The 19,356-nt window shown below is 68.6% G+C and carries 17 protein-coding genes; 10 read left to right on the forward strand and 7 right to left on the reverse strand.

From position 1 onward, the window contains the following. Window positions 1-30: 30 nt before the first annotated feature. The 4 genes from BLQ75_RS12700 to BLQ75_RS12715 are packed head-to-tail and all read left to right on the forward strand — an operon-like array spanning window position 31 to window position 3,352. Window positions 31-426 carry a hypothetical protein gene (locus BLQ75_RS12700; RefSeq protein ID WP_092601889.1) on the forward strand — a complete coding sequence of 132 codons (396 nt, stop codon included), beginning with the start codon at window positions 31-33 and terminating at the stop codon, window positions 424-426. A 1-nt stretch (window position 427) separates the two neighbouring features. Further along, window positions 428-964 (forward strand): DUF3558 family protein, encoded by a 537-nt coding sequence (locus tag BLQ75_RS12705; RefSeq protein WP_092601891.1) that lies wholly within the window; start codon window positions 428-430, stop codon window positions 962-964. A 16-nt stretch (window positions 965-980) separates the two neighbouring features. After that, a complete protein-coding gene (locus tag BLQ75_RS12710) occupies window positions 981-2,567 on the forward strand; it encodes a PPE domain-containing protein (RefSeq protein ID WP_092601893.1) in 1,587 nt (528 codons plus the stop codon). After that, a complete protein-coding gene (locus tag BLQ75_RS12715) occupies window positions 2,567-3,352 on the forward strand; it encodes an ESX secretion-associated protein EspG (protein ID WP_092601895.1) in 786 nt (261 codons plus the stop codon). Before BLQ75_RS12710 ends, BLQ75_RS12715 begins: the two co-directional genes overlap by 1 nt. 102 nt (window positions 3,353-3,454) lie before the next feature. On the opposite strand, the gene BLQ75_RS12720 is transcribed toward BLQ75_RS12715, so the two are convergent. The 3 genes from BLQ75_RS12720 to BLQ75_RS12730 all read right to left on the reverse strand — a co-directional run bounded on the left by BLQ75_RS12720 (window position 3,455) and on the right by BLQ75_RS12730 (window position 4,874). Then, on the reverse strand, window positions 3,455-3,775 hold the full coding sequence (locus tag BLQ75_RS12720; RefSeq protein WP_139182969.1) for a hypothetical protein: 321 nt from the start codon (window positions 3,773-3,775) through the stop codon (window positions 3,455-3,457). Between the two features lie 88 nt (window positions 3,776-3,863). Further along, window positions 3,864-4,430, reverse strand: coding sequence for a hypothetical protein (locus BLQ75_RS12725; RefSeq protein WP_092601899.1), 567 nt, complete (start codon window positions 4,428-4,430; stop codon window positions 3,864-3,866). Between the two features lie 183 nt (window positions 4,431-4,613). After that, complete coding sequence (locus tag BLQ75_RS12730; protein WP_170837459.1) at window positions 4,614-4,874, reverse strand: hypothetical protein; 261 nt, start codon at window positions 4,872-4,874, stop codon at window positions 4,614-4,616. A 21-nt stretch (window positions 4,875-4,895) separates the two neighbouring features. Between BLQ75_RS12730 and BLQ75_RS12735 the strand changes: the two genes are divergently transcribed. The 4 genes from BLQ75_RS12735 to BLQ75_RS12750 all read left to right on the forward strand — a co-directional run bounded on the left by BLQ75_RS12735 (window position 4,896) and on the right by BLQ75_RS12750 (window position 8,585). Then, window positions 4,896-5,651: a hypothetical protein gene (locus BLQ75_RS12735; RefSeq protein WP_170837460.1), complete on the forward strand. Its 756-nt coding sequence runs from the start codon at window positions 4,896-4,898 to the stop codon at window positions 5,649-5,651. Between the two features lie 13 nt (window positions 5,652-5,664). After that, complete coding sequence (locus tag BLQ75_RS12740; RefSeq protein WP_092601903.1) at window positions 5,665-6,564, forward strand: ABC transporter ATP-binding protein; 900 nt, start codon at window positions 5,665-5,667, stop codon at window positions 6,562-6,564. Next, complete coding sequence (locus BLQ75_RS12745; protein ID WP_092601905.1) at window positions 6,564-7,391, forward strand: hypothetical protein; 828 nt, start codon at window positions 6,564-6,566, stop codon at window positions 7,389-7,391. The genes BLQ75_RS12740 and BLQ75_RS12745 overlap by 1 nt, the downstream gene beginning before the upstream one ends. A gap of 375 nt (window positions 7,392-7,766) precedes the next feature. Beyond that, a complete protein-coding gene (locus BLQ75_RS12750) occupies window positions 7,767-8,585 on the forward strand; it encodes a phosphatase PAP2 family protein (RefSeq protein WP_092601907.1) in 819 nt (272 codons plus the stop codon). A gap of 271 nt (window positions 8,586-8,856) precedes the next feature. On the opposite strand, the gene BLQ75_RS12755 is transcribed toward BLQ75_RS12750, so the two are convergent. Then, entirely contained in the window at window positions 8,857-9,072 is a 216-nt protein-coding gene (locus BLQ75_RS12755) for a hypothetical protein (RefSeq protein ID WP_092601909.1), read from the reverse strand. Between the two features lie 598 nt (window positions 9,073-9,670). Here BLQ75_RS12755 and BLQ75_RS12760 point away from each other — a divergent pair. Together BLQ75_RS12760 and BLQ75_RS12765 are read left to right on the forward strand one after the other, a co-directional pair. Beyond that, window positions 9,671-13,570, forward strand: a complete 3,900-nt coding sequence (locus tag BLQ75_RS12760; protein WP_092601911.1) for an ABC transporter ATP-binding protein — start codon at window positions 9,671-9,673, stop codon at window positions 13,568-13,570. A 669-nt stretch (window positions 13,571-14,239) separates the two neighbouring features. Then, complete coding sequence (locus BLQ75_RS12765) at window positions 14,240-18,040, forward strand: multifunctional oxoglutarate decarboxylase/oxoglutarate dehydrogenase thiamine pyrophosphate-binding subunit/dihydrolipoyllysine-residue succinyltransferase subunit (protein ID WP_092601913.1); 3,801 nt, start codon at window positions 14,240-14,242, stop codon at window positions 18,038-18,040. Between the two features lie 370 nt (window positions 18,041-18,410). On the opposite strand, the gene BLQ75_RS23050 is transcribed toward BLQ75_RS12765, so the two are convergent. The 3 genes from BLQ75_RS23050 to BLQ75_RS24710 all read right to left on the reverse strand — a co-directional run bounded on the left by BLQ75_RS23050 (window position 18,411) and on the right by BLQ75_RS24710 (window position 19,116). Beyond that, entirely contained in the window at window positions 18,411-18,566 is a 156-nt protein-coding gene (locus tag BLQ75_RS23050; protein ID WP_139182971.1) for a PIN domain-containing protein, read from the reverse strand. 6 nt (window positions 18,567-18,572) lie between these two features. Then, entirely contained in the window at window positions 18,573-18,854 is a 282-nt protein-coding gene (locus tag BLQ75_RS12770) for a PIN domain-containing protein (protein WP_139182972.1), read from the reverse strand. 67 nt (window positions 18,855-18,921) lie between these two features. After that, complete coding sequence (locus tag BLQ75_RS24710) at window positions 18,922-19,116, reverse strand: hypothetical protein (protein WP_139182973.1); 195 nt, start codon at window positions 19,114-19,116, stop codon at window positions 18,922-18,924. Between the last annotated feature and the right edge of the window lie 240 nt (window positions 19,117-19,356).

Consider the following 19,356-nt stretch of genomic DNA (forward strand, 5'->3'; position numbering starts at 1 on the left):
ACGCCGACGATGGGGGAATCAACGCGCACCATGAACGACAACCAGAACCTGACCGGCAACCTGTCGGCCACCAACGACGCCATGCAGGGCATCATCACCGCCGCCGACAACGGCCAGTTCGCCATCACCCCCGACGCGGGCGACGAACTCATCAAAATCTTCCAGGAACTGGAGGAGTATCTCTACGAAAGAAGCAGGGATATACAGATAATCAAACGTGACACTCCACTGGGACACAGCCCAGCCGGAAAAGCTATATCCACCTTCAATAAACAAGTAGCCGACGGTGACGATGAATCTTTCGAACACTTGATCACCACGATGCGTGAGAATACACCCAAAACAATCGAAGCAATCAAGAAAGGAATAAAAACATACCAGAACACAGACGAGAACAACGCACTGAACATCGACCTAAAGAGTTAAAATGACAAGCAAGAGAAACTATCTCCCGATAGGAATAATTACCGCCCTACTTGTCTTCACCGTCTCCTGCGGAGGCAACGCCAGCAACGAAAAAAACACTCCAGAAGGAACCGACAACCAAGGAGGAAGCAGCAAAGAAAATGGAGAACTCGCAGAAAAGCAACCCTGCGATTTAATAACCCAGAAGCAAGCACAAGAACTCGAAATAAAAAACAACGGAGAGATAAACGAGTTCGACAAATCGACATGCCAATGGAAAATAACCCGAACAAGCGGAATCGATGTCTCCGTATACAGAGACAAACACATAGGGCAAATAAACTTCTCGAAAGACGAGACAAGTTCAACTAAACTCAACGGCCGTGAAGCAGTAATAGCAAAGACAGGTAAGTACAACTGCTCGCTGGCATTTAACGTATCAAGCAGTTCATCAATATCGGTAAGCAGTACAGCTGAAGCTACGGACCCAGTCGAGACAGCGTGCGACCTCGTGAAGAAGGCCGCACCGATGGTCGAGCACAACATTTCGGACAACTGAGCGGCAGGGGGATTTCGTGTCCGAGGGGGACCAGGACTACCGCAGCCACGAGTACATCGCCGACCGGGAACGCGAGGCCTACAACCGCGCCAGGGGCGACTTCGAGCACCAGGGTGGCGGACACATGCCGGTCGGCAACGGCGACATGAGCGTGCACCGCGCCAAGGAAGTCGCCGCCAACGCCGCCGAGCACTACGGCACCCAGCAGGCCAAGGCCATGTCGCGCGACCAGTCGCTGCGCGGCCGACCCGCCGAACTGGGCTGCACCGCCTACGAATCCTATCCGCACAAGGAACTCGAGAAGTTCGTGCGGGAGAAATTCGACCCCGTGTCGGTGCACGACATAGGACGCTACTATCACCAGGTCGGCAAGGACTTCATCGAATTCTCCGAACGCCTCCGGCAGGCGGCCGCGAGGACGGAGCGGAACTGGCAGGGCCGGGCGGGCGACGCGATGCGCGCGCACGTGAACACCGTCTCCGAACACATGGGACATTCCGGCGAGGCCGCGCAGCTCACCGCCAACCAGATCGGTCTGCAGGCCGAGGCGGGCGAGCAGGCCCGCAACTCGATGCCGGAGGACCCCGAGTTCAGCCTGGTGCACGAGCTCGCCACGCTCGCCTCGGACCCGAACCCCACGACCGTCGTGCAGCGCGCCACCGAGATCCGCCAGCAGGCCGAGGAAGCCAAGCAGGCGCACCAGGAAGCCGCCCGCGTGATGTCCACCATGGAGTCGGACTTCGGCGGCGCCGCCGAGAACACGCCGCGCTTCGCCCCTCCCCCGACATCCCCCGAGCAGACGGCGGGCGACGCCGTCGCCGGCTACAACGACACCGTATCCGGCGACAGCGGCTTCACGACCTCAACCGTCGGCGGAACCACCCCGTCGAGCACCTACGCGGCCTCCACCCCGAACACCGCCACCACACCCCCCACGTCGGGAGTGTCGAACACCCCGGCAGGCCACCACGGCCAGCCACAGCAGCCCTCCGCCACCGCACCCGCCTGGAGTTCCGGCGGCGCGGGCAACTCCGGGCCACCACCGGGAGCGGTTCGCGGCCCGGACGGCACGAACTACCGACAGGACCCCAGGACCGGCCAGTGGCTGCGGCAGAACTCCGCCAACGGGAGGTGGGCGCCGGTCCCGCCCGGCCAGGGGGTGCCGGGCGGCGGCCGAGCCGGCGGCGTCTCCGGTGGACGCGGCGGACACTCCGGTGGTCGGGCCGGTGGGTACGGCACGGGAGGTTACGGCTCCGGCGGCTACGGCTCCGGCGGCTACGGCTCCGGCGGCTACGGCTCCGGCGGCTACGGCTCGGGTGGCTCGGCGCTGGGCCCCGGCGGCCGGGCCGGTGTCGGCGGCGCCCCTACCGGAGGTTCCACCAGCGGCACGACCGCGACATCCTCGGCCGCCTCCGGGCGCGGCGGCGGCCGCGTGCCGATGGGCGCGGGCGCCGGAGCGGCCCGCGGCCAGGACGAGAACGAGGAGGAGCACGAGCGCAAGTACGTACTCGAAACCGACGAGATCGCCGACGACCTCGGACTGCCCCGAGTCGCTCCGCCCGTCATCGGCGCCACACCTCGGGAGGAGGGCGGCCGCGACTGATGCCGAGTTCGTTCACGCTCTCGACGCGCGCGGCCGACGTCCTCTGCGAGGACCTCGGCATCGACCTGCGGAGATTCCCGTTCGAGCTGGAGTACCACGGCGGCACCACCGAGGAGCGCTCCCGGATCCGCGAGGCGGTGTGGCGCGAGCTCACCGATCGTGGTCTGGCCGACGGCCGGGAGCCGGACCAGGACGTGGAAGCGGCGCTGCGACTGCTGCACTCCCCGAAGCTCGACATCGCGGTCACCTGGCTGGAAACCGCGACGGAGGAGGTGTTCCGCGCCCGGGCCTCGGTCTCGGGCAACCTCGGGGTGCGGGCGGTGCAGGACAGCGACGGTCTCCGGGTCGGGTTCGTCGACACCCGGAGCCTGGTCCGCGAGTGCACCGACCTGCTGCCCGAGGTCTCGGTGGGCACGCTGGAGACGGCCACTGTCAACACCACCGCCGCTTCCGGCGGCGGCCCGGAGACCGACGGGGACTCCTGGCTGACCGATGCTGAGCACCGGCCGCCCGGCCGGAGCAGCGATCGGCAACTGCGGGCGGCGCAGCGGATCCTGACGCTGCCCACCGAGCGGATCGGCTACTTCTTCATCACCGGTGACGCGGCCGACGGCGAAACACCACGACCACCCGCCATCGGCTGGCGCGACACCGAGGACGGCCGCTACAGCATCACGGCCCGGCGCAACAACGACGGCGCCGACTGGAACACCTTCGCCCCCGCCGACAAGCAGCGACTCGCCGGTTACCTCACCGAACAGCTCAACGCGCTGGCGAGCGAGTAACGGCGCACCGGTGTCTAGGCGCTCAGCGCCCCGCGTTCCCGCGAGTTCCGCCGAACCGAGTGATGGCGGTGTGCTCGGCAGTCTCCCGACTGCCGGACGTGGTCACTCCTCGGTAACTCCGAAGACGCTGTCGTTCTCGGTGATGATCAGTCCGGGAGCGGCGTGGAGATCCAGCTTGAGTGGGCCCCGCGCGGGTCGCCGAGTGGCCTGCCACTCCATGAGGACGTGTGCCGGGTGCGGAGGCGCGAAGTCGTGGACGACCATCGCCTCCCACTCGGCGGGCCGTTGCGGGCCGCTCCACCTGCCGGGCAGCGTGATCGCCTCGGCCAGCCGCAGCAGCACCGCGTTCGGGTCGTAGTCGTACTCGCCGAGCAGCAGCATCGACACCGTGTCATTGCTGTGATCGAGATCTGGTTCTCGCATGACCTTGTCCACCCCGGTGGCGGCTCCGAGCGCAACGGCGCCAGCAGATCCTCGGCCACGGCCAGCGCGTCCTGCTCGTCCTCGGTGGCTATCTCGATGTTCGCGACCACCCGCACCCGCGGCACACCGTCGTTGCCGAAGCTGCCGCTGATGAGCAGCTCGCGCAAGAATTGAGTCTTCTCCCCTCGGTGAAGTTGAGTTCCGGAATCAGCATTCTGGGCTCGCTCCGCACCTGGTAGGGGTAAAGCCCAAGCTCGGCCCGGATCGTGCCGCTGATGCAGCCTGCCGGACGCCGCCCCAGTCGCCCTTCGGTACCGAACTCGACGTAGGCCTCGCCCAGCCGCTCCGGATCCAACCGCACGGAGTCCTCGTACAGCCCGAGGCGATCCACGAGCGGCACCACCGCTTCCGGCAGCGCGTATTTGATCCCGTCGTCGGTGTCGTACTTGCGGTAGACGGTCAGTTCCAGCTTGTGGAACGGGAAGGGAGTGGCGCTGTCCTCATCGGGTTGGACACGCACCTCCTCGGCACCGATGTCCTCGATCAGCCGCATCCCAGCCCGCAACGCCTCCGCGGCGGAGGCCGAGCGGATCGACAACGCGATCCGCGCGATCACCACCGGATCGCCCTCGTGCAGTACCTCGTCCTCGTCCATCGACTCCGTTCCCCGGCTCCCGACAACACTCGCCCCGGCAGCACGGTTCGACGCGAAAACCACCACGAGACTCGTACTGCGCGACGGCGCATCCTACCGAATGCGAGGTTTCCAGCAGCAACCCGATTTTTTCGGTCCCCGTATCACCAACCCTGCTCCCGAAGGTGCCGAGACTCACATTTTTCAGCGGCAAAACTCTTCGAAGTCCACAGGAAATGGCGTCTTCGAGTACAGGCCGCCACTTCGAAAGTCGCTCGACGTTCCCACCAGGCCCGGGATGGCTGCGAGCTGCGCGAGCGCCCGCTGGATATCGACATCGTCTCGCCGCACGATGGTGCGGTGGTCAAGCAGGCGGGAAAACCCACGAGAATCGAAATACGCGGACATGCCGACTCTTCGGTATTCGAGACCCTTGCCAAGTTCTCCGGCAGGATCCATGATCATCCGTGTTAGATTCGCATCACTATGAATCCCGTCCTGAGACGCGACGGTTCGGCCGGGTACTGGCCCGGCCAACCGTTGGTGAACATCGGTGCCGGGCTGTTGCTCGGAATCGCGCTGTTCGTCGTGGAACTGCAGCACCGGATCTCGCTGAAGGAAGCAGCGATCGGTTACTTCGCGCACTCGGATCCGGTACCCGTGATCCTCGCGCTGTTCGTCGGAGTGCTGGCCGCCGCGCCGGTGTTCGTGACCGACCAGGAGACCGGACGCAGTCCGTACCTGCGGATCGCGGGAGTCGGGCCGCGCGAGCACGTGCTCGGCTCGATACGCGTGGCGGCGGGTCGGACAGTGGTGACGACGGCCACGATGGTGGTCTTCGTCGACGTGCTGGCGCTGTTCGTCTACCCGCTGCGCACCGTCGACGAAAGCGTGCTGCTGTGGCCCGGGATGCACGCCATGGGACCGGTCGTGGACCTGGTCATGCTGCTGTGGTGCTGCCTGGTCTCGGTGGGCGTGCTGCTGGTGGCGCACCTGCTCGCCGTCTACCGCACGCCCCGGCTGGTCGCGCTGGTCTGCGCGCCGCTGGCGATAATACTCGGCGCGTTCGGGGGTGAAGAGCTCGGACTCACTCCTCTGAGTTTGATGCTCACCCCAGGACACGGGGCCCACCTTTTCCCGCACAACCCGCTGAACTGGACGATCGGTCCCGCGCTGTGGCTGCTCGTCGACGCGGCACTGATCACCGTCATCGCCCTACTCGCCCCCCGAGCCGAACGCTAGGTCGCACAACCACATGGAAACCCCGAACCGGGCACTGCTGGAAACCGAGAAACTGGGCAAACGCTTCGGCAACCACTGGGCGGTCCGCGACATCGACCTCGCCGTCCGAAGTGGCCGAACCGTCGGCATCGTCGGCCCCAACGGCGCGGGCAAGACCACGCTGCTCGCCGCGCTGCTCGGCCTGATCGAACCGAGCGCGGGAAAGCTGCACCACCACACCGGAGAGGGCACGCGGCCGAGCTTCGGCGCGGTGCTCGACCAGGACGGGCTGATCAACAGCGTCTCCGGGCGCCGCAACCTCGACCAGTGGGCCGGGATGCTGGGCGGCGTCACGTCGAACGAGGTGGACGAGTGCCTCGACGCGGTGGGGATGCGCCAGGCGGCGCGCAAGCGGGTCGGCACCTACTCGCTGGGAATGCGGCGCCGGTTGTGCCTGGCGCGGGCGCTGCTGGGCGATCCCGAGGTGCTGGTGCTCGACGAGCCCGGCAACGGGTTGGACCCCGCCGGGATCATCCGGCTCAAGGAGCTGATCGGCGAGCGGGCGCGTGCCGGAACCGGGGTGATCTTCAGCAGCCACTCGATCGCCGACGTCGACGAGATGAGCGACGAGATCGTCTACATCTCCGGCGGTGAGGTCGTCACCCGCTGGCCCGAGGACAGCCCCCGGTGGTGGCGACTGCGCTTCGCGGCCGAGGACGAGGACGCGGAAGCCACCCGGCACGCCGCCGCCACGGTGTTGAAGGAACACGACTGGACACACCGGATCGACCCCTACATCGGGGTGCTCGCCGAGCAGTCCGCGCCGCTGCACGAACTGCTGGCGCTGCTCTCGCGGGCGGAGCTGCCGCTGGGAAATGTCGAGGACCTGGGCCGCGACATCGAACAACCCTTCCGCGGATTGGACAGCTGGTGATGCCACGACACCCGAATCCGGTTCGGCGCGGCGGCACGGCACGGCTGGCGGTGCTGCTGGCCACGCTGCCCGCGCTGCGCTGGGCCACCCCGGTGATCCTGCTGGCCTGGTTCTTCGTCGGCACCAGCTCCACCCCGGCCGGTCTGCCTCACGAGCCGAGCTACGGGGACTGGATCGTGCTGTCCTCGCTGGAGCCACGGACCCTGGCGATGGAACTGGTGATTTTCTACGCGCTGCTGACGGCGGTAACGCAGGCCGCCTCCCGCTCGAACGGCCTGCACACCCACGCGCAGCTGGTGCTCGGCTCCGGGCGCTGGATCACTTCGGTGATCGGCTCCGTGGTGCTCACCGCCACGGCCTTCCTCGCGGCCTGGCTGCTGCTGTTGGTCTACATGACCTACCAGTTCGAATCGGGTCCACGAAGCCTGCTGCTCACCGCCCAGGCCGTGGAAGGACTGGACCCGGTGATCCAGCCGGGGATCGGTTTCGTGCTGCTGGCGCTGCTGCTCGACTGGGCCGCGCTGGTGCTGACCGGACTGCTCACGGCCGCCGTCGTCAACGGCCTGCGGAACCAGCGGACGGCCACCCTGCTGATCGCCGGGGCGCTGCTGGTCCAGGTGCCGCTCACCTCGACCGGCATCGGGCTGCGCTGGGTCGAACTGGCCGATCCGTTCCTGGTGCTCACGGCCTACCCTGTGCTCTACGCCCAGAGCGGCGCCGTGCTTGCGGTGAAACTCGCCGCGAACCTGCTGATGTGGGGCGGGTTGTGCGGATGGCTGCTGCGCCGCCCGCGCCACAACGCCGCGTTGCTGGCCGCAACGAGCTGAGCGGCACGGCTGCCCGTCCGCGCTGAGCGCTCAGGAAGCGGCTCCTGGAACCGGGAACGGGCACGCGGGGTCCACACGGGTCGGGGCCGGTCCGTCCGGCTCCAGCCCCGATCGGCCGGGGTCCGGAAGCCGGTGTCGTCGCGGTGAAGAGTGTCACCGAACTGAATCTCTCGTCTGGGTGAACGGCGGAAACCGCGCGGCGGTACTGTGCGTGAACAGATCGCGTCGCCCCGGCGACGTCGCGCACGTCGGGGTGACCCACCGCAGGACGACCACCCGAACCGAGCAGGGATCTCCTCCTGCCGCAGCGGAGCGCTCGCCGCTCCCCGAGCGGCCCCGGTGATCCCGTGAGACACGACCCCTGACGAGGACGGCATGTACGAAACGGGCCCGCCGAACGGGCTGACCACGTCGACGACCGACCAGGCTGTCTCGGGCGTCGAGGACGTCCCGGACATCAGCGCCAACTGGTACCTGCACATCATCGAGTTCGCGAATTCGACACCGGACTTCGTGCACCCGCTGGCGATGTTGTTCACCGACGGCTCGCTGTTCGTCATGGCCGCCGTCCTCGCCTGGGCCGGGTGGCGGGCACGCCGACTCCCCGCGCGCGACATGGCGTTAGCGCTGCTGGCGCCGTTCGGCATGATCGCGGCCTACCTCGTCAACGACACCATCAAGGGCTTCTTCGAGGTGGGGCGGCCGTGCCGGTTGTTGTCGGACGTCAACACGATCGCGGCCTGCGACCCGCCGGGTGACTGGTCCTTCCCGAGCAACCACTCCGCCGTCGCGGGTGCCACGGCCCTGGCGATCGTGTTCGCTTGGCGCAAGCTCGGGATTCCGGCACTGCTGGTCGGGATCTCGACCGCCGCCTCCCGCGTGTTCGTGGGAGCGCACTTCCCGCACGACGTGGTGGTCGGCTTCCTGGTCGGGGCGAGCGTGGTGCTGGTCGTGATGCTGCTCGGTGCGCCCCCGGCGACCCGAGCGGTCGAGAAGCTACGGAAACACCCGAGAACGGGGAAGCTGCTGACGGCGGGCGCTCGGCCCGAACACGGACAGGCGGATTCATCACCGGAACCGCCGACGCGGCCCGTCGAGCCGCCGACCGAGCCCATCGACCCGCCGACGCAGCCCATGACCTTCCGGGGAACAACCGAGCGACACCGGGGACCCCGTTCGCACAGCACACGCTGATCCGACAGCGGCGCACTGCCGCAGCGCGCACCGACGCGGAGCCAGGTGGGCCGCTCCGGCTTCCACCGAACGAACCGGCCCCGCCCGAGCGGAAGGACCCGCTCGGGCGAGGGAAGACGTCACGAACTCGCGGCAGCGGCTCGTCAGGAGTCGCGAGTCCGCCGAGGTTCACGAACCGACAGCGGACCTCGACTCCCGGTGCCGACGCGACGTTCCCACCACGTACGAGAACCGCTCGCGAGAACTCCTGCTCGACGAACTCGAGTGCCGATCAAACCTCGGTTTCGTACGCTCGGGCTCGACGCGACCAGCGACCGCGCCCCTGCGACCATCGCTCCCAGGTGCACAGAACCACCGCTGCCAGCACCGCGGTCCCCGTCATGGCCCCGAAGCGGCCGATCTCCACCGTGACGCCCTCCGGTGGGAACAGCAGTTCCGGCACCAGCTGGCCCAGCAGAAGCAGCACGCCGAACCACACGTACTTCATGGCACTCTCCGATAACGCCGCTAGGAAAACACCTCAGACATGGAAATTCCGCTGTTGTACTCGGTCGGACGGTTGTGGCGGCCGACAGCGGTCGGCCGTCTCCGAACTGCTCTGGAACGAGACACCCCAGGGAACCACGAACCCAGTACGCGCGACCAGCGATCCTAACGGCACGGCACCCGGAAACAGCACCCCCGTCACCCGCCCCGACCAGCCAGGTCATCCGGCGGCCACGCAACGTTGTCCAACTCTTCACCCCTCGGGCACTCAACCCTTGAGACCGCCCGCGAAATCGACGCCCCGGAGGCCGTCGTTGGGAAGCGACCGTGCGGGTCGCAGCGTGGGTGTCCCCGGTGCGTGAGTCGGATGCATTGCAAGGCAGGGCCGCTCGCCGCGTAGGTCGCTACTCAAGAGCCGGCCCAACGCCGCGAGGCGCCGACTCACGTAACGGCTAACCGGCCACCCCACCAGAGCGACCGCCCCAGCAACACTGCGAGAGCCGTGCCGGAGGTTCCGCCGAGTGACCACCCGCACACCCCGCCCGGACAGCCCCGTTCCTGGAAAGCGAGGCGTCGGTGCGGAGTCCTAACCTGGCGGGGTGCCCGAATCCGGAGAAGCTCAGTCCAAACCCGGCTGGATCCGCCGCCTGAGCGCGGCCTGCTGGCGTCACCCCACCGCCGTGCTGCTGTCCATGGGGGCGGCCGTGACGGCGGTCGGCATGGAGGCGGCCGTCCCGGTGTTCACCAAGGTCGCGGTGGACAACGCGGTGGCGGGCAGCACCGAGGGGCTCGGCTGGATCGTCGCGGCGATGCTCGGCCTCGGCCTGTTCCGGTTCGGCGCCGCGTTCGTGCGCCGCTACACGGCTGGCAAGCTCGCCGTGAACGTGCAGCACGACCTGCGCCGCGCCGTGTTCGGCTCGGTGCAGCGCCTCGACGGCGGCAAGCAGGACTCGCTGCGCACCGGCCAAGTGGTCTCCCGCTCGATCAGCGACCTGCAGCTGGTCAACGGGCTGCTGTCCATGCTGCCGATGGCGGCGGGCACGCTGATGCTGGCGGTGTTCTCGCTGACGGCGATGCTGTGGCTGTCGCCGCTGTTGACCGTGATCGCGCTGGTCGTGGGACCGCTGATCGGCGTGGTGACCGCCCGCAGCCGCAGGAAGCTGTTCCCCGCCACCTGGAGCGCGCAGCAGCGCGCCGCCGACGTGGCCGAGCAGGTCGAGGAAACGATCAGCGGTGTCCGGGTGGTCAAGGGGTTCGGGCAGGAGTCCCGTGAGGTCAGCGGGATGACCGGCCGCGCCCGCAGGCTGTTCGCCGAGCGGTTGCGGGCGGCCCGGGTGACGGCGCCGCCCACCGCCCACCTGACGGCGTTGCCGCTGGCCGGTCAGGTCTGCGTGCTGGGGCTGGGCGGCTGGCTCGCGCTGCGGGGCCAGGTCAGTGTGGGCACGTTCATCGCCTTCGCGAGCTACCTGACCATGCTCGCCGCACCGGCGCGGATGCTGTCCAACGTGCTGATCCAGGCCCAGCACACCCGCGCCGGGCTGGAACGGCTCTACGACGTGATCGACTCACAGCCCGAGGTCACCGACGCGCCCGACGCGGTGGACCTGCCCGAGGGTCCGCTGCGGGTGGAGCTGGACGACGTGCGGTTCGGCTACGGCGGCGAACAGCCGGTGCTGCGGGGCACCTCGTTCGAGGTGCGCCCCGGCGAGACGCTGGCGCTGGTCGGCTCGGCGGGCTCGGGCAAGTCCACCATCTCGCTGCTGCTTTCCCGGTTCTACGACGTGCACTCCGGCAGCATCCGCATCGGCCCGGACGGTGACGGGCGGAAGGCTCTGGACATCCGGCGACTACGACTGGACTCGCTGCGTTCGGCAGTGGGTGTGGTGTTCGAGGAGGCGTTCCTGTTCTCCGACACCGTGCGCGGCAACATCGCCTACGGGCACCCGAACGCCTCGGAGGAGGAGATCATCGCGGCCGCCCGCGCGGCCGAGGCGCACGAGTTCATCACCGAGCTCTCACAGGGCTACGACACCCTGGTCGGTGAACGCGGCCTCACCCTCTCGGGGGGCCAGCGGCAGCGGATAGCGCTGGCACGCGCGCTGCTGACCGACCCCCGCATCCTGGTGCTGGACGACGCCACCTCGGCGGTGGACCCGACCACCGAGGCCGCGATCCACGCCACCCTGGACTCGGTGACCGCCGAACGGACCACGCTGCTGGTGGCCCACCGCCGTTCCACGCTCGCGCTGGCCGACCGGATCGCCCTGCTCGACGAGGGCGAGGTCGTCGACATCGGTACCCAGCGGGAGCTGGAGCAGCGCTCCGAGCTGTTCCGCGAACTGCTGCCCGCCCCGTCCGGGGCGGCCGAACGGCCCAGGCACCCGGTGTGCGAGCCCGGTGAGGAACCCACCCCGGAGCTGTGGCCGGGGGAAGAACGCGGCCAGCGGCACGGCTACTGGACCGGCACCGCCACGAGCACCGAGAACTCGCTCGCGGCCGTGGGGGCGGCGGGCCGGAGCGCGGGCGCGGCGAGATCGGCCGCCGGAACGCCACCCGCTTCTGGTGCCGGGCGTCCGAAGGGCTCGACCGTGGCCGCCACCCCGCCGAGTGAGGAGCTCAGCGCCGCGATCGACCGGCTGCCGCCCGCCACCGACGAACCCGAGCTGAACGGCACCGACCCCACGGCCCCCGACCCGGGTTTCCGGCTGGCCAAGCTGTTCCGGCCGATCCGCTGGGGAGTGGTGTTGACGGTGCTGCTGGTCGCGGCCGGTGCCGCCGTGTCGGTGAGCATGCCCTCGCTGATCCGCTGGGGCGTGGACGGCGGGGTCGGTGCGAACGATCCGGACGCGCTGTTCACCGCCACCGCCGTGGGTGCCGGAGTGGTGCTGCTCGGCTGGGTGGCCATGCGCTGGCAGACGGTGGTGGCCGCGCGCACGGGCGAGACCCTGCTGTACCTGCTGCGGCTGCGCAGCTTCGCCCAGCTGCAACGACTGGGGCTGGACTACTACGAGCGGGAACGCGCCGGGCGGATCATGACCCGGATGACCACCGACGTGGACGCGCTGTCCTCGTTCCTGCAGACGGGGCTGGCCACGGCGGTGGTCAGCCTGTCCACGATCCTCGGCGTGGCGGTGGCGCTGGTGGTCACCGACCCGTCGCTGGCGCTGGTGGCGCTGTCGGTGACACCGCTGTTGGTGGTGGCCACGCTGATCTTCCGCAGGGTCTCGTCGACCGCCTACGCCGAGGCCCGAGAGCGGGTCAGCACCGTCAACGCCGAGATGCAGGAGAACGTCTCCGGGCTGCGCGTGTCCCAGGCCAACCGCAGGGAACGGCTGGCGGCGGAGAAGTTCGCGGCACGCAGCGACGCCTACCGGCGTTCCCGACTGCGGGCGCAGCGCTACATCGCGACCTACTTCCCGTTCGTGTCGCTGCTGTCCGAGGTGGCGCAGGCCGTGGTGCTCGGCGTCGGCGCGGCGCGGGTGGCCCAGGGCGAGCTGACGGCGGGCGTGCTGGCCGCGTTCCTGCTGTACCTGGGGTTGTTCTTCAGCCCGGTGCAGCAGCTGTCCGGCGTGTTCGACGCCTACCAGCAGGCCAGGGTCGGGTTGCGGCGGATCGGGGAGCTGCTGCGCACCCGAACCTCGGTGCCGGAGACAGAGCGCCCGGCCACGGTGCCGAGCGAGCTCGACGGCGAGGTGGAGCTGCGCTCGGTGTCGTTCGCCTACCCGGCCACCGACGAGCCGGCGCTGTCCGAGGTGTCGCTGCACGTCACCCCGGGCGAGACGGTCGCCCTGGTGGGGGCCACGGGCGCGGGCAAGTCCACCCTGGTCAAGCTGCTGGCGCGGTTCTACGACGTCTCCGGCGGGTGCGTGCTGGTGGACGGGGTGGACATCCGCGACTATCCGCTGGCCGAGTACCACTCCCACCTGGCCGTGGTGCCGCAGGAGGGGCACCTGTTCGCGGGCGACGTGGCGGACAACATCGCCTACGGCAGTCCCGGGGCGAGCCCGGCCGAGATCGAACGAGCGGCACGTCGGGTGGGCGCGCTGCCGGGCATAGCGGCGCTGCCGGACGGGTTCCGACAGCGGACCGGGGAGGGCGGCAAGTCGCTCTCGGCCGGGCAGCGGCAGCTGGTGGCGCTGGCCCGCGCCGAGCTGGTGGACCCCGACATCCTGCTGCTGGACGAGGCGACCGCCGCGCTGGACCCGGCCACCGAGGCGGTGGTGGCCTCAGCCCACGCCAAACTGGCCCGGGACCGCACCACGTTCGTGGTGGCGCACCGGCTGGCCACCGCGGCCCGTGCCGACCGGATCGTGGTGCTGGACGGCGGTCGCATCGTCGAACAGGGCTCGCACGAGCAGCTGCTGGCCGCGGACGGCGCCTACGCACGGCTCTGGGCCAACGGTGGCTCCGCCGACGACTCGGCCGCCGCGGTGCCCGGCACGACGGAGGGGATCGGAGCCGGACGCGACGAGCCGGAATCGGCCCCGGTCAACCACTGAGCATGAGCTCGTCGGCCTCGTCGGGGAAACTCTCGCGGGCTCGGGGACGTTTCGGATCCTCGCCGGAGCCGTCGGGCCGGGGTCCCGCGAACGTGGTGGGCACGGCCGACCGCGATCCCGGAGCTCTCGCGACCCGCTCGTCCACCCGACCGCACGGCCCCGCCGCCCCCGCCGGTCGGCCCCGAAAACCACGCCGGGGGCGACGCGCGGCGACGCCTAACCGACGAGCTTCTCCCGGGGTGGTGCTCGGACTCCGGGGCACGGGCGGCGTTCGACGGACCGGAGCGAAGGCGGGATCACCGGATCGGCGACGTGGCGGAGCCCGCTGCCCGCACACTCACGCTCTCCCGCGATGTGACCGGAATCGTTCAGGACACGGGATTGTTCACTTTTGCGTGAAACCTCACATTCGGGTTCCGTTCCCGCGCCCCGGTGTGCCCGGAAAACCATGATCACGAAAACCGAGACCCCACACACTACCGGAAAACGCGGTAAGTATCCGCCGGAGAACACCCCGGACAGGTGGTCACACCGAGCACCTGATCGATTCGGAAGCGCACGTGAGGGGTAGCACGTCACGGGATCGACCCAACCGAACACCTCGGAAGCGTTAGCCTGGTTCCGAGCGTTGAAAAACCACGAGTAGATGGATCGAGGCGAACGCCAGCCGTGTCCAGCAGCAGCCCTGCGTCACAGTTCGGCCCCAACGAGTGGTTGATCGAGGAAATGTACGAGCAGTACCTCGAAGACCCCTCCTCGGTAGACTCCGCCTGGCACGAGTTCTTCGCGGACTACCGTCCGGCGGGGCACTCGGCCACCGAGTCCGCCACTGCGGCGACAGGCGCAACAACAGGCCAGACGACCGCGACCGCCACCAAGTCGGGTGAGCGCAATGGTCAGGTGCACGACGGTGCCCGCACGACCACCACGGCGCCACCGGCGAGTGACGCGCAGCAGACCGGCACCCGGCAGGGCGCGGACGGCGCCCGGCAGCGCGACACCTCCGGATCGACGGGAACACAGCAGGACGCGAGCGGCCGGTCGACCGCGTCGCAGCAGTCCGCCAAGCCCTCCCCACAGGAGGCCGCCAAGGCCGCTCCGGTCAAGGAGGAGTCGAGCGGCGAGGAGACCAAGCCGCTGCGAGGTCCCGCCGCCGCGATCGCCAAGAACATGGAGCAGTCGCTGTCGGTGCCGACGGCGACCAGCGTGCGCGCGGTGCCGGCCAAACTGCTGTTCGACAACCGCATCGTGATCAACAATCACCTGAAGCGGAACAAGGGCGGCAAGATCTCGTTCACCCACCTGATCGGGTACGCACTCGTTCGGGCGTTGCGCGACTTCCCCGGCATGAACCGCCACTACGGCGAGGACGCCAAGGGCAAGCCCGCCGTGGTGACGCCGGAGCACGTCAACCTCGGGCTGGCCATCGACCTGCCCGGCAAGGACGGCTCGCGCAACCTGGTGGTGGCCTCCATCAAGGCCTGCGAGAACATGAACTTCTACCAGTTCTGGCAGGCATACGAGGACATCATCCGCAAGGCGCGCAACAACGCGCTGACCGCCGAGGACTTCGCCGGCACCACGATCTCGCTGACCAACCCCGGTCCCAGCGGGACGAACCACTCGGTGCCCCGGCTCACCCAGGGTCAGAGCGCCATCATCGGCGTCGGCGCCATGGAGTACCCCGCCGAGTTCCAGGGCGCCAGCGAGAAGGCCCTGACCGAGATGGGCGTCAGCAAGATCGTCACGCTGACCTCCACCTACGACCACCGGGTCATCCAGGGCGCGGAGTCCGGCGAGTTCCTGCGCAAGGTGCACCAGCTGCTGCTGGGCGAGGACAACTTCTTCGACGACATCTTCTCCTCGCTGCGCATCCCCTACGAGCCGGTCCGCTGGTCCACCGACATCCCCGAGGGCGCCGTCGACAAGACGGCCCGGGTGCTGGAGCTCATCGACGCCTACCGCACCCGCGGCCACCTGATGGCCGACATCGACCCGCTTAACTACCGGCAGCGGCGGCACGAGGACCTCGACGTCCTCTCGCACAGCCTCACGCTGTGGGACCTGGACCGGGAGTTCCCGGTCGGCGGGTTCGCGGGCCAGGAGCACATGACGCTGCGCGACGTGCTCGGGGTGCTGCGGGACTCCTACTGCCGCACGGTCGGCGTGGAGTACATGCACATCCTCGAACCGGACGAGCGCGAGTGGCTGCAGCACCGGGTCGAGAAGCCGCACGAGAAGCCGGACCAGTCCGAGCAGAAGTACATCCTTTCCAAGCTCAACGCCGCCGAGGCGTTCGAGACCTTCCTGCAGACCAAGTACGTCGGCCAGAAGCGGTTCTCGCTGGAAGGTGCCGAGACCGTGGTCCCGCTGCTGGACGCGGTGCTGGACTCCTCGGCGACCTCCGAGCTGGACGAGGTCGTCATCGGCATGCCCCACCGGGGCAGGCTCAACGTGCTGGCCAACATCGTCGGCAAACCGATCGCGCAGATCTTCCAGGAATTCGAGGGCAACCTCGATCCGGGCCAGGCGCACGGCTCCGGCGACGTGAAGTACCACCTCGGCGCCGAGGGCAAGTACTTCCGCATGTTCGGCGACGGCGAGACCAAGGTGTCGCTGACCTCCAACCCCTCCCACCTGGAGGCGGTGGACCCGGTGCTGGAGGGCATCGTCCGGGCCAAGCAGGACATCCTGGACAAGGGCCAGGAGGGCTTCACCGTGCTGCCGGTGCTGCTGCACGGCGACGCCGCGTTCGCCGGGCAGGGTGTGGTCGCCGAGACGCTGAACCTCTCGCAGCTGCGCGGCTACCGCACCGGCGGAACCGTGCACGTGATCATCAACAACCAGGTCGGCTACACCACCACCCCGGAGTCGGGCCGGTCCAGCAAGTACTCCACCGACGTGGCGAAGATGACCGGCTCGCCGGTGTTCCACGTCAACGGCGACGACCCCGAGGCCTGCGTCTGGGTCGCCAAGCTGGCCGTGGAGTACCGCAACACCTTCGGCAAGGACGTCGTCATCGACATGGTGTGCTACCGCCGCCGCGGGCACAACGAGGGCGACGACCCGTCGATGACGCAGCCGGAGATGTACGACGCGATCGACAAGATGCGCAGCGTCCGCAAGACCTACACCGAGTCGCTGATCGGACGCGGCGACATCACCGTCGACGAGGCCGAGAAGGCGCTCAAGGACTACGCCAACCAGCTGGAGCACGTGTTCAACGAGGTGCGCGAGCTGGAGAACCACCCGCCCGAACCGAGCCCCTCGGTGGAGTCGGAGCAGCAGATCCCCGCCAAGCTGGAGACCGGCATCTCCGAGGAGGAGGTCCGCCGGATCGCCGACGCGCAGGTCGACCTGCCGGAGGGCTTCACCCCGCACTCCCGCGTGAAACCTGTGCTGGAACGGCGCGCCAAGATGGGCCGGGAAGGCGGCATCGACTGGGCGTTCGGCGAGCTGCTCGCGCTGGGATCGCTGGCCACCTCCGGCTACCCGGTGCGACTGACCGGGCAGGACACCAGGCGCGGCACGTTCGGCCAGCGGCACGCGGTGGTCATCGACCGCAAGACCGGTGCGGAGTACTCCCCGCTGCAGAACCTCTCGCCTGACCAGGCCAAGTTCCTGACCTACGACTCGGCGCTGTCCGAGTTCGCCGCGGTCGGCTTCGAGTACGGCTACTCGGTGGCCCACCAGGACGCGATGGTGCTGTGGGAGGCGCAGTTCGGCGACTTCTTCAACGGTGCCCAGTCGATCATCGACGAGTTCATCTCCTCCGGTGAGGCCAAGTGGGGCCAGCGCTCCGACGTGGTCATGCTGCTGCCGCACGGCCACGAGGGGCAGGGCCCGGACCACAGCTCGGCCCGCATCGAGCGGTGGCTGCAGCTGTGCGCCGAGGGGTCGATGACGGTGGCCATGCCCTCCACCCCCGCGAACTACTTCCACCTGCTGCGCAGGCACGCGATGGACGGCATCGACCGGCCGCTGGTGGTGTTCACCCCCAAGTCGATGCTGCGACTCAAGGAGGCCACCAGCCCGATCGAGCACTTCACCAACGGCAAGTTCGCCTCGGTGCTCGACGACCCGACCGAGCCGGACCCCTCCCAGGTCCGCAAGCTCGTGCTGTGCACCGGCAAGCTGTACTACGAGCTGGCCGCCGAGCAGGCCAAACGGGAGGCGAAGGACACCGCCGTCGTCCGGCTGGAGCAGCTCTACCCGCTGCCGCACCGCAAGCTGGGCAGGCTGTTCGAGCGCTACCCCAACGTCGAGGAGATCCGCTGGACCCAGGAGGAGCCGCGCAACCAGGGGGCGTGGCCGTTCCTCGGCCTCGCGCTGCCGCGCGAGTTCGGTCCCGAGTTCGCCAGCAAGCTCAAGGTGGTCGGGCGCCGTCCGATGGCCGCTCCGGCCACCGGGCTGAAGAAGGTCCACGACGTGGAGCAGGCAGAAGTGATCAACAACGCCTTCGCCGACTGACCGGGCTTTCCCGGTCGGGTTTCTCGGCTGGTCGCTTGGCGGAGCCTCTCGCACGGCTCTCGCTGCGGATGCCCCGACATCGGGTAGTTAACACAACGTCGGGGCCGTCCCCGCGAGAGCCGCACGGGAGAACCCGCTGCGGTGCCGACCACGCAGGTGGCCACAAGCGGCGGCGCCGGTTGCCGAGGGGGGCTTCGGCGCTCGTCGCGCCGAAGCACACAGCGGGCCGAAGGCCGAAGGCCGAAGCCGTCGGTTTCGGAACGGGTTCGTCCGAGCGGGCCGTCGATCCGTACGCGGATCGGCGGCCCGTTTTCGTCTCCGCGACGAACGAAGCCCGTGCGTACGAGTTCCCATGGCGGAGCCGTGGGGGTCAGCGGACGAAGAGGCCCTTCTCAGCGGCGACGGCGGCCTGCCTGGTGTCGCGCGTGACCACGACGAGATCGCCACCCGGGGCCAGCGGGACGGCCTGTTCAAGAGCCGCCGCGAGGTGTATCGTGTCCAGCGTGCGGATCGCGTGGGCGATCACCAGTTCCTAGGTCCTGGACAACAGCGATCCCGGATTCAACCGCAGCAGGGTGATGCCCCCTCTTGACCAGCGGTCCCTGTCGAAGCGGTCGAGTACGCGGGAGGAAACTTCGACACGGTTGCCGCGCTGTGCCACGGAGACGGCGGAAGCGAACTCGACCCTGGTCAACTCGCTGGTGATGACGGGGAGCTCGCCTTCCAGCAGCAGTTCACGGAACTCGGTGTGCTCGGCCTCGTGGGCGAGATAGGCGCGGATGAGACCGCTGGTACCGGTGTACAGCAGTGTCACCGATCCCACCGATCGGCTTCCAGCGCCTCACTCGCGCTCCGACCGAATCCCCGGGCCGCCGCTTCCATCATCCAGAGTCAACACCTCGTCGGGTGACCGAACTTCCACCAAACACGCCGGAAGCACGATCCCGTCGGCATACCCTCCGATGACTGACCGGTCCGTCCACGGTCCCCGAGAGGGCCGCGGTGACCAGCTCGTTCATACTCCGGTTCTCGCTGGTCGCCGTCGCATTCAAAAACCTGTGCAGCTCGCCGTCCATCCGCGCTATCAGCTACCGCACAACACCGTGACAGCAAAAAGGAACGCCTGACAACACGGGTTCCCACGCGGCACGTCGCGCTCGTCCGGAGCGACGGCCCGCTTTCGCTTCCATCACCACGCACCAGACTGGCCACTCGCTCACGCTCGACGGCCTCGGCTTCCCACTTCCGACGGAATCCGCTCAGGCCACCGGTGCCCCATGGGGCGGAAGCGCCGCCGGTTGCCTACGCTGCCGCAG

Origin of the sequence: Actinopolyspora xinjiangensis (genome assembly GCF_900104475.1) — a bacterium.
GTDB lineage: Bacteria > Actinomycetota > Actinomycetes > Mycobacteriales > Pseudonocardiaceae > Actinopolyspora > Actinopolyspora xinjiangensis.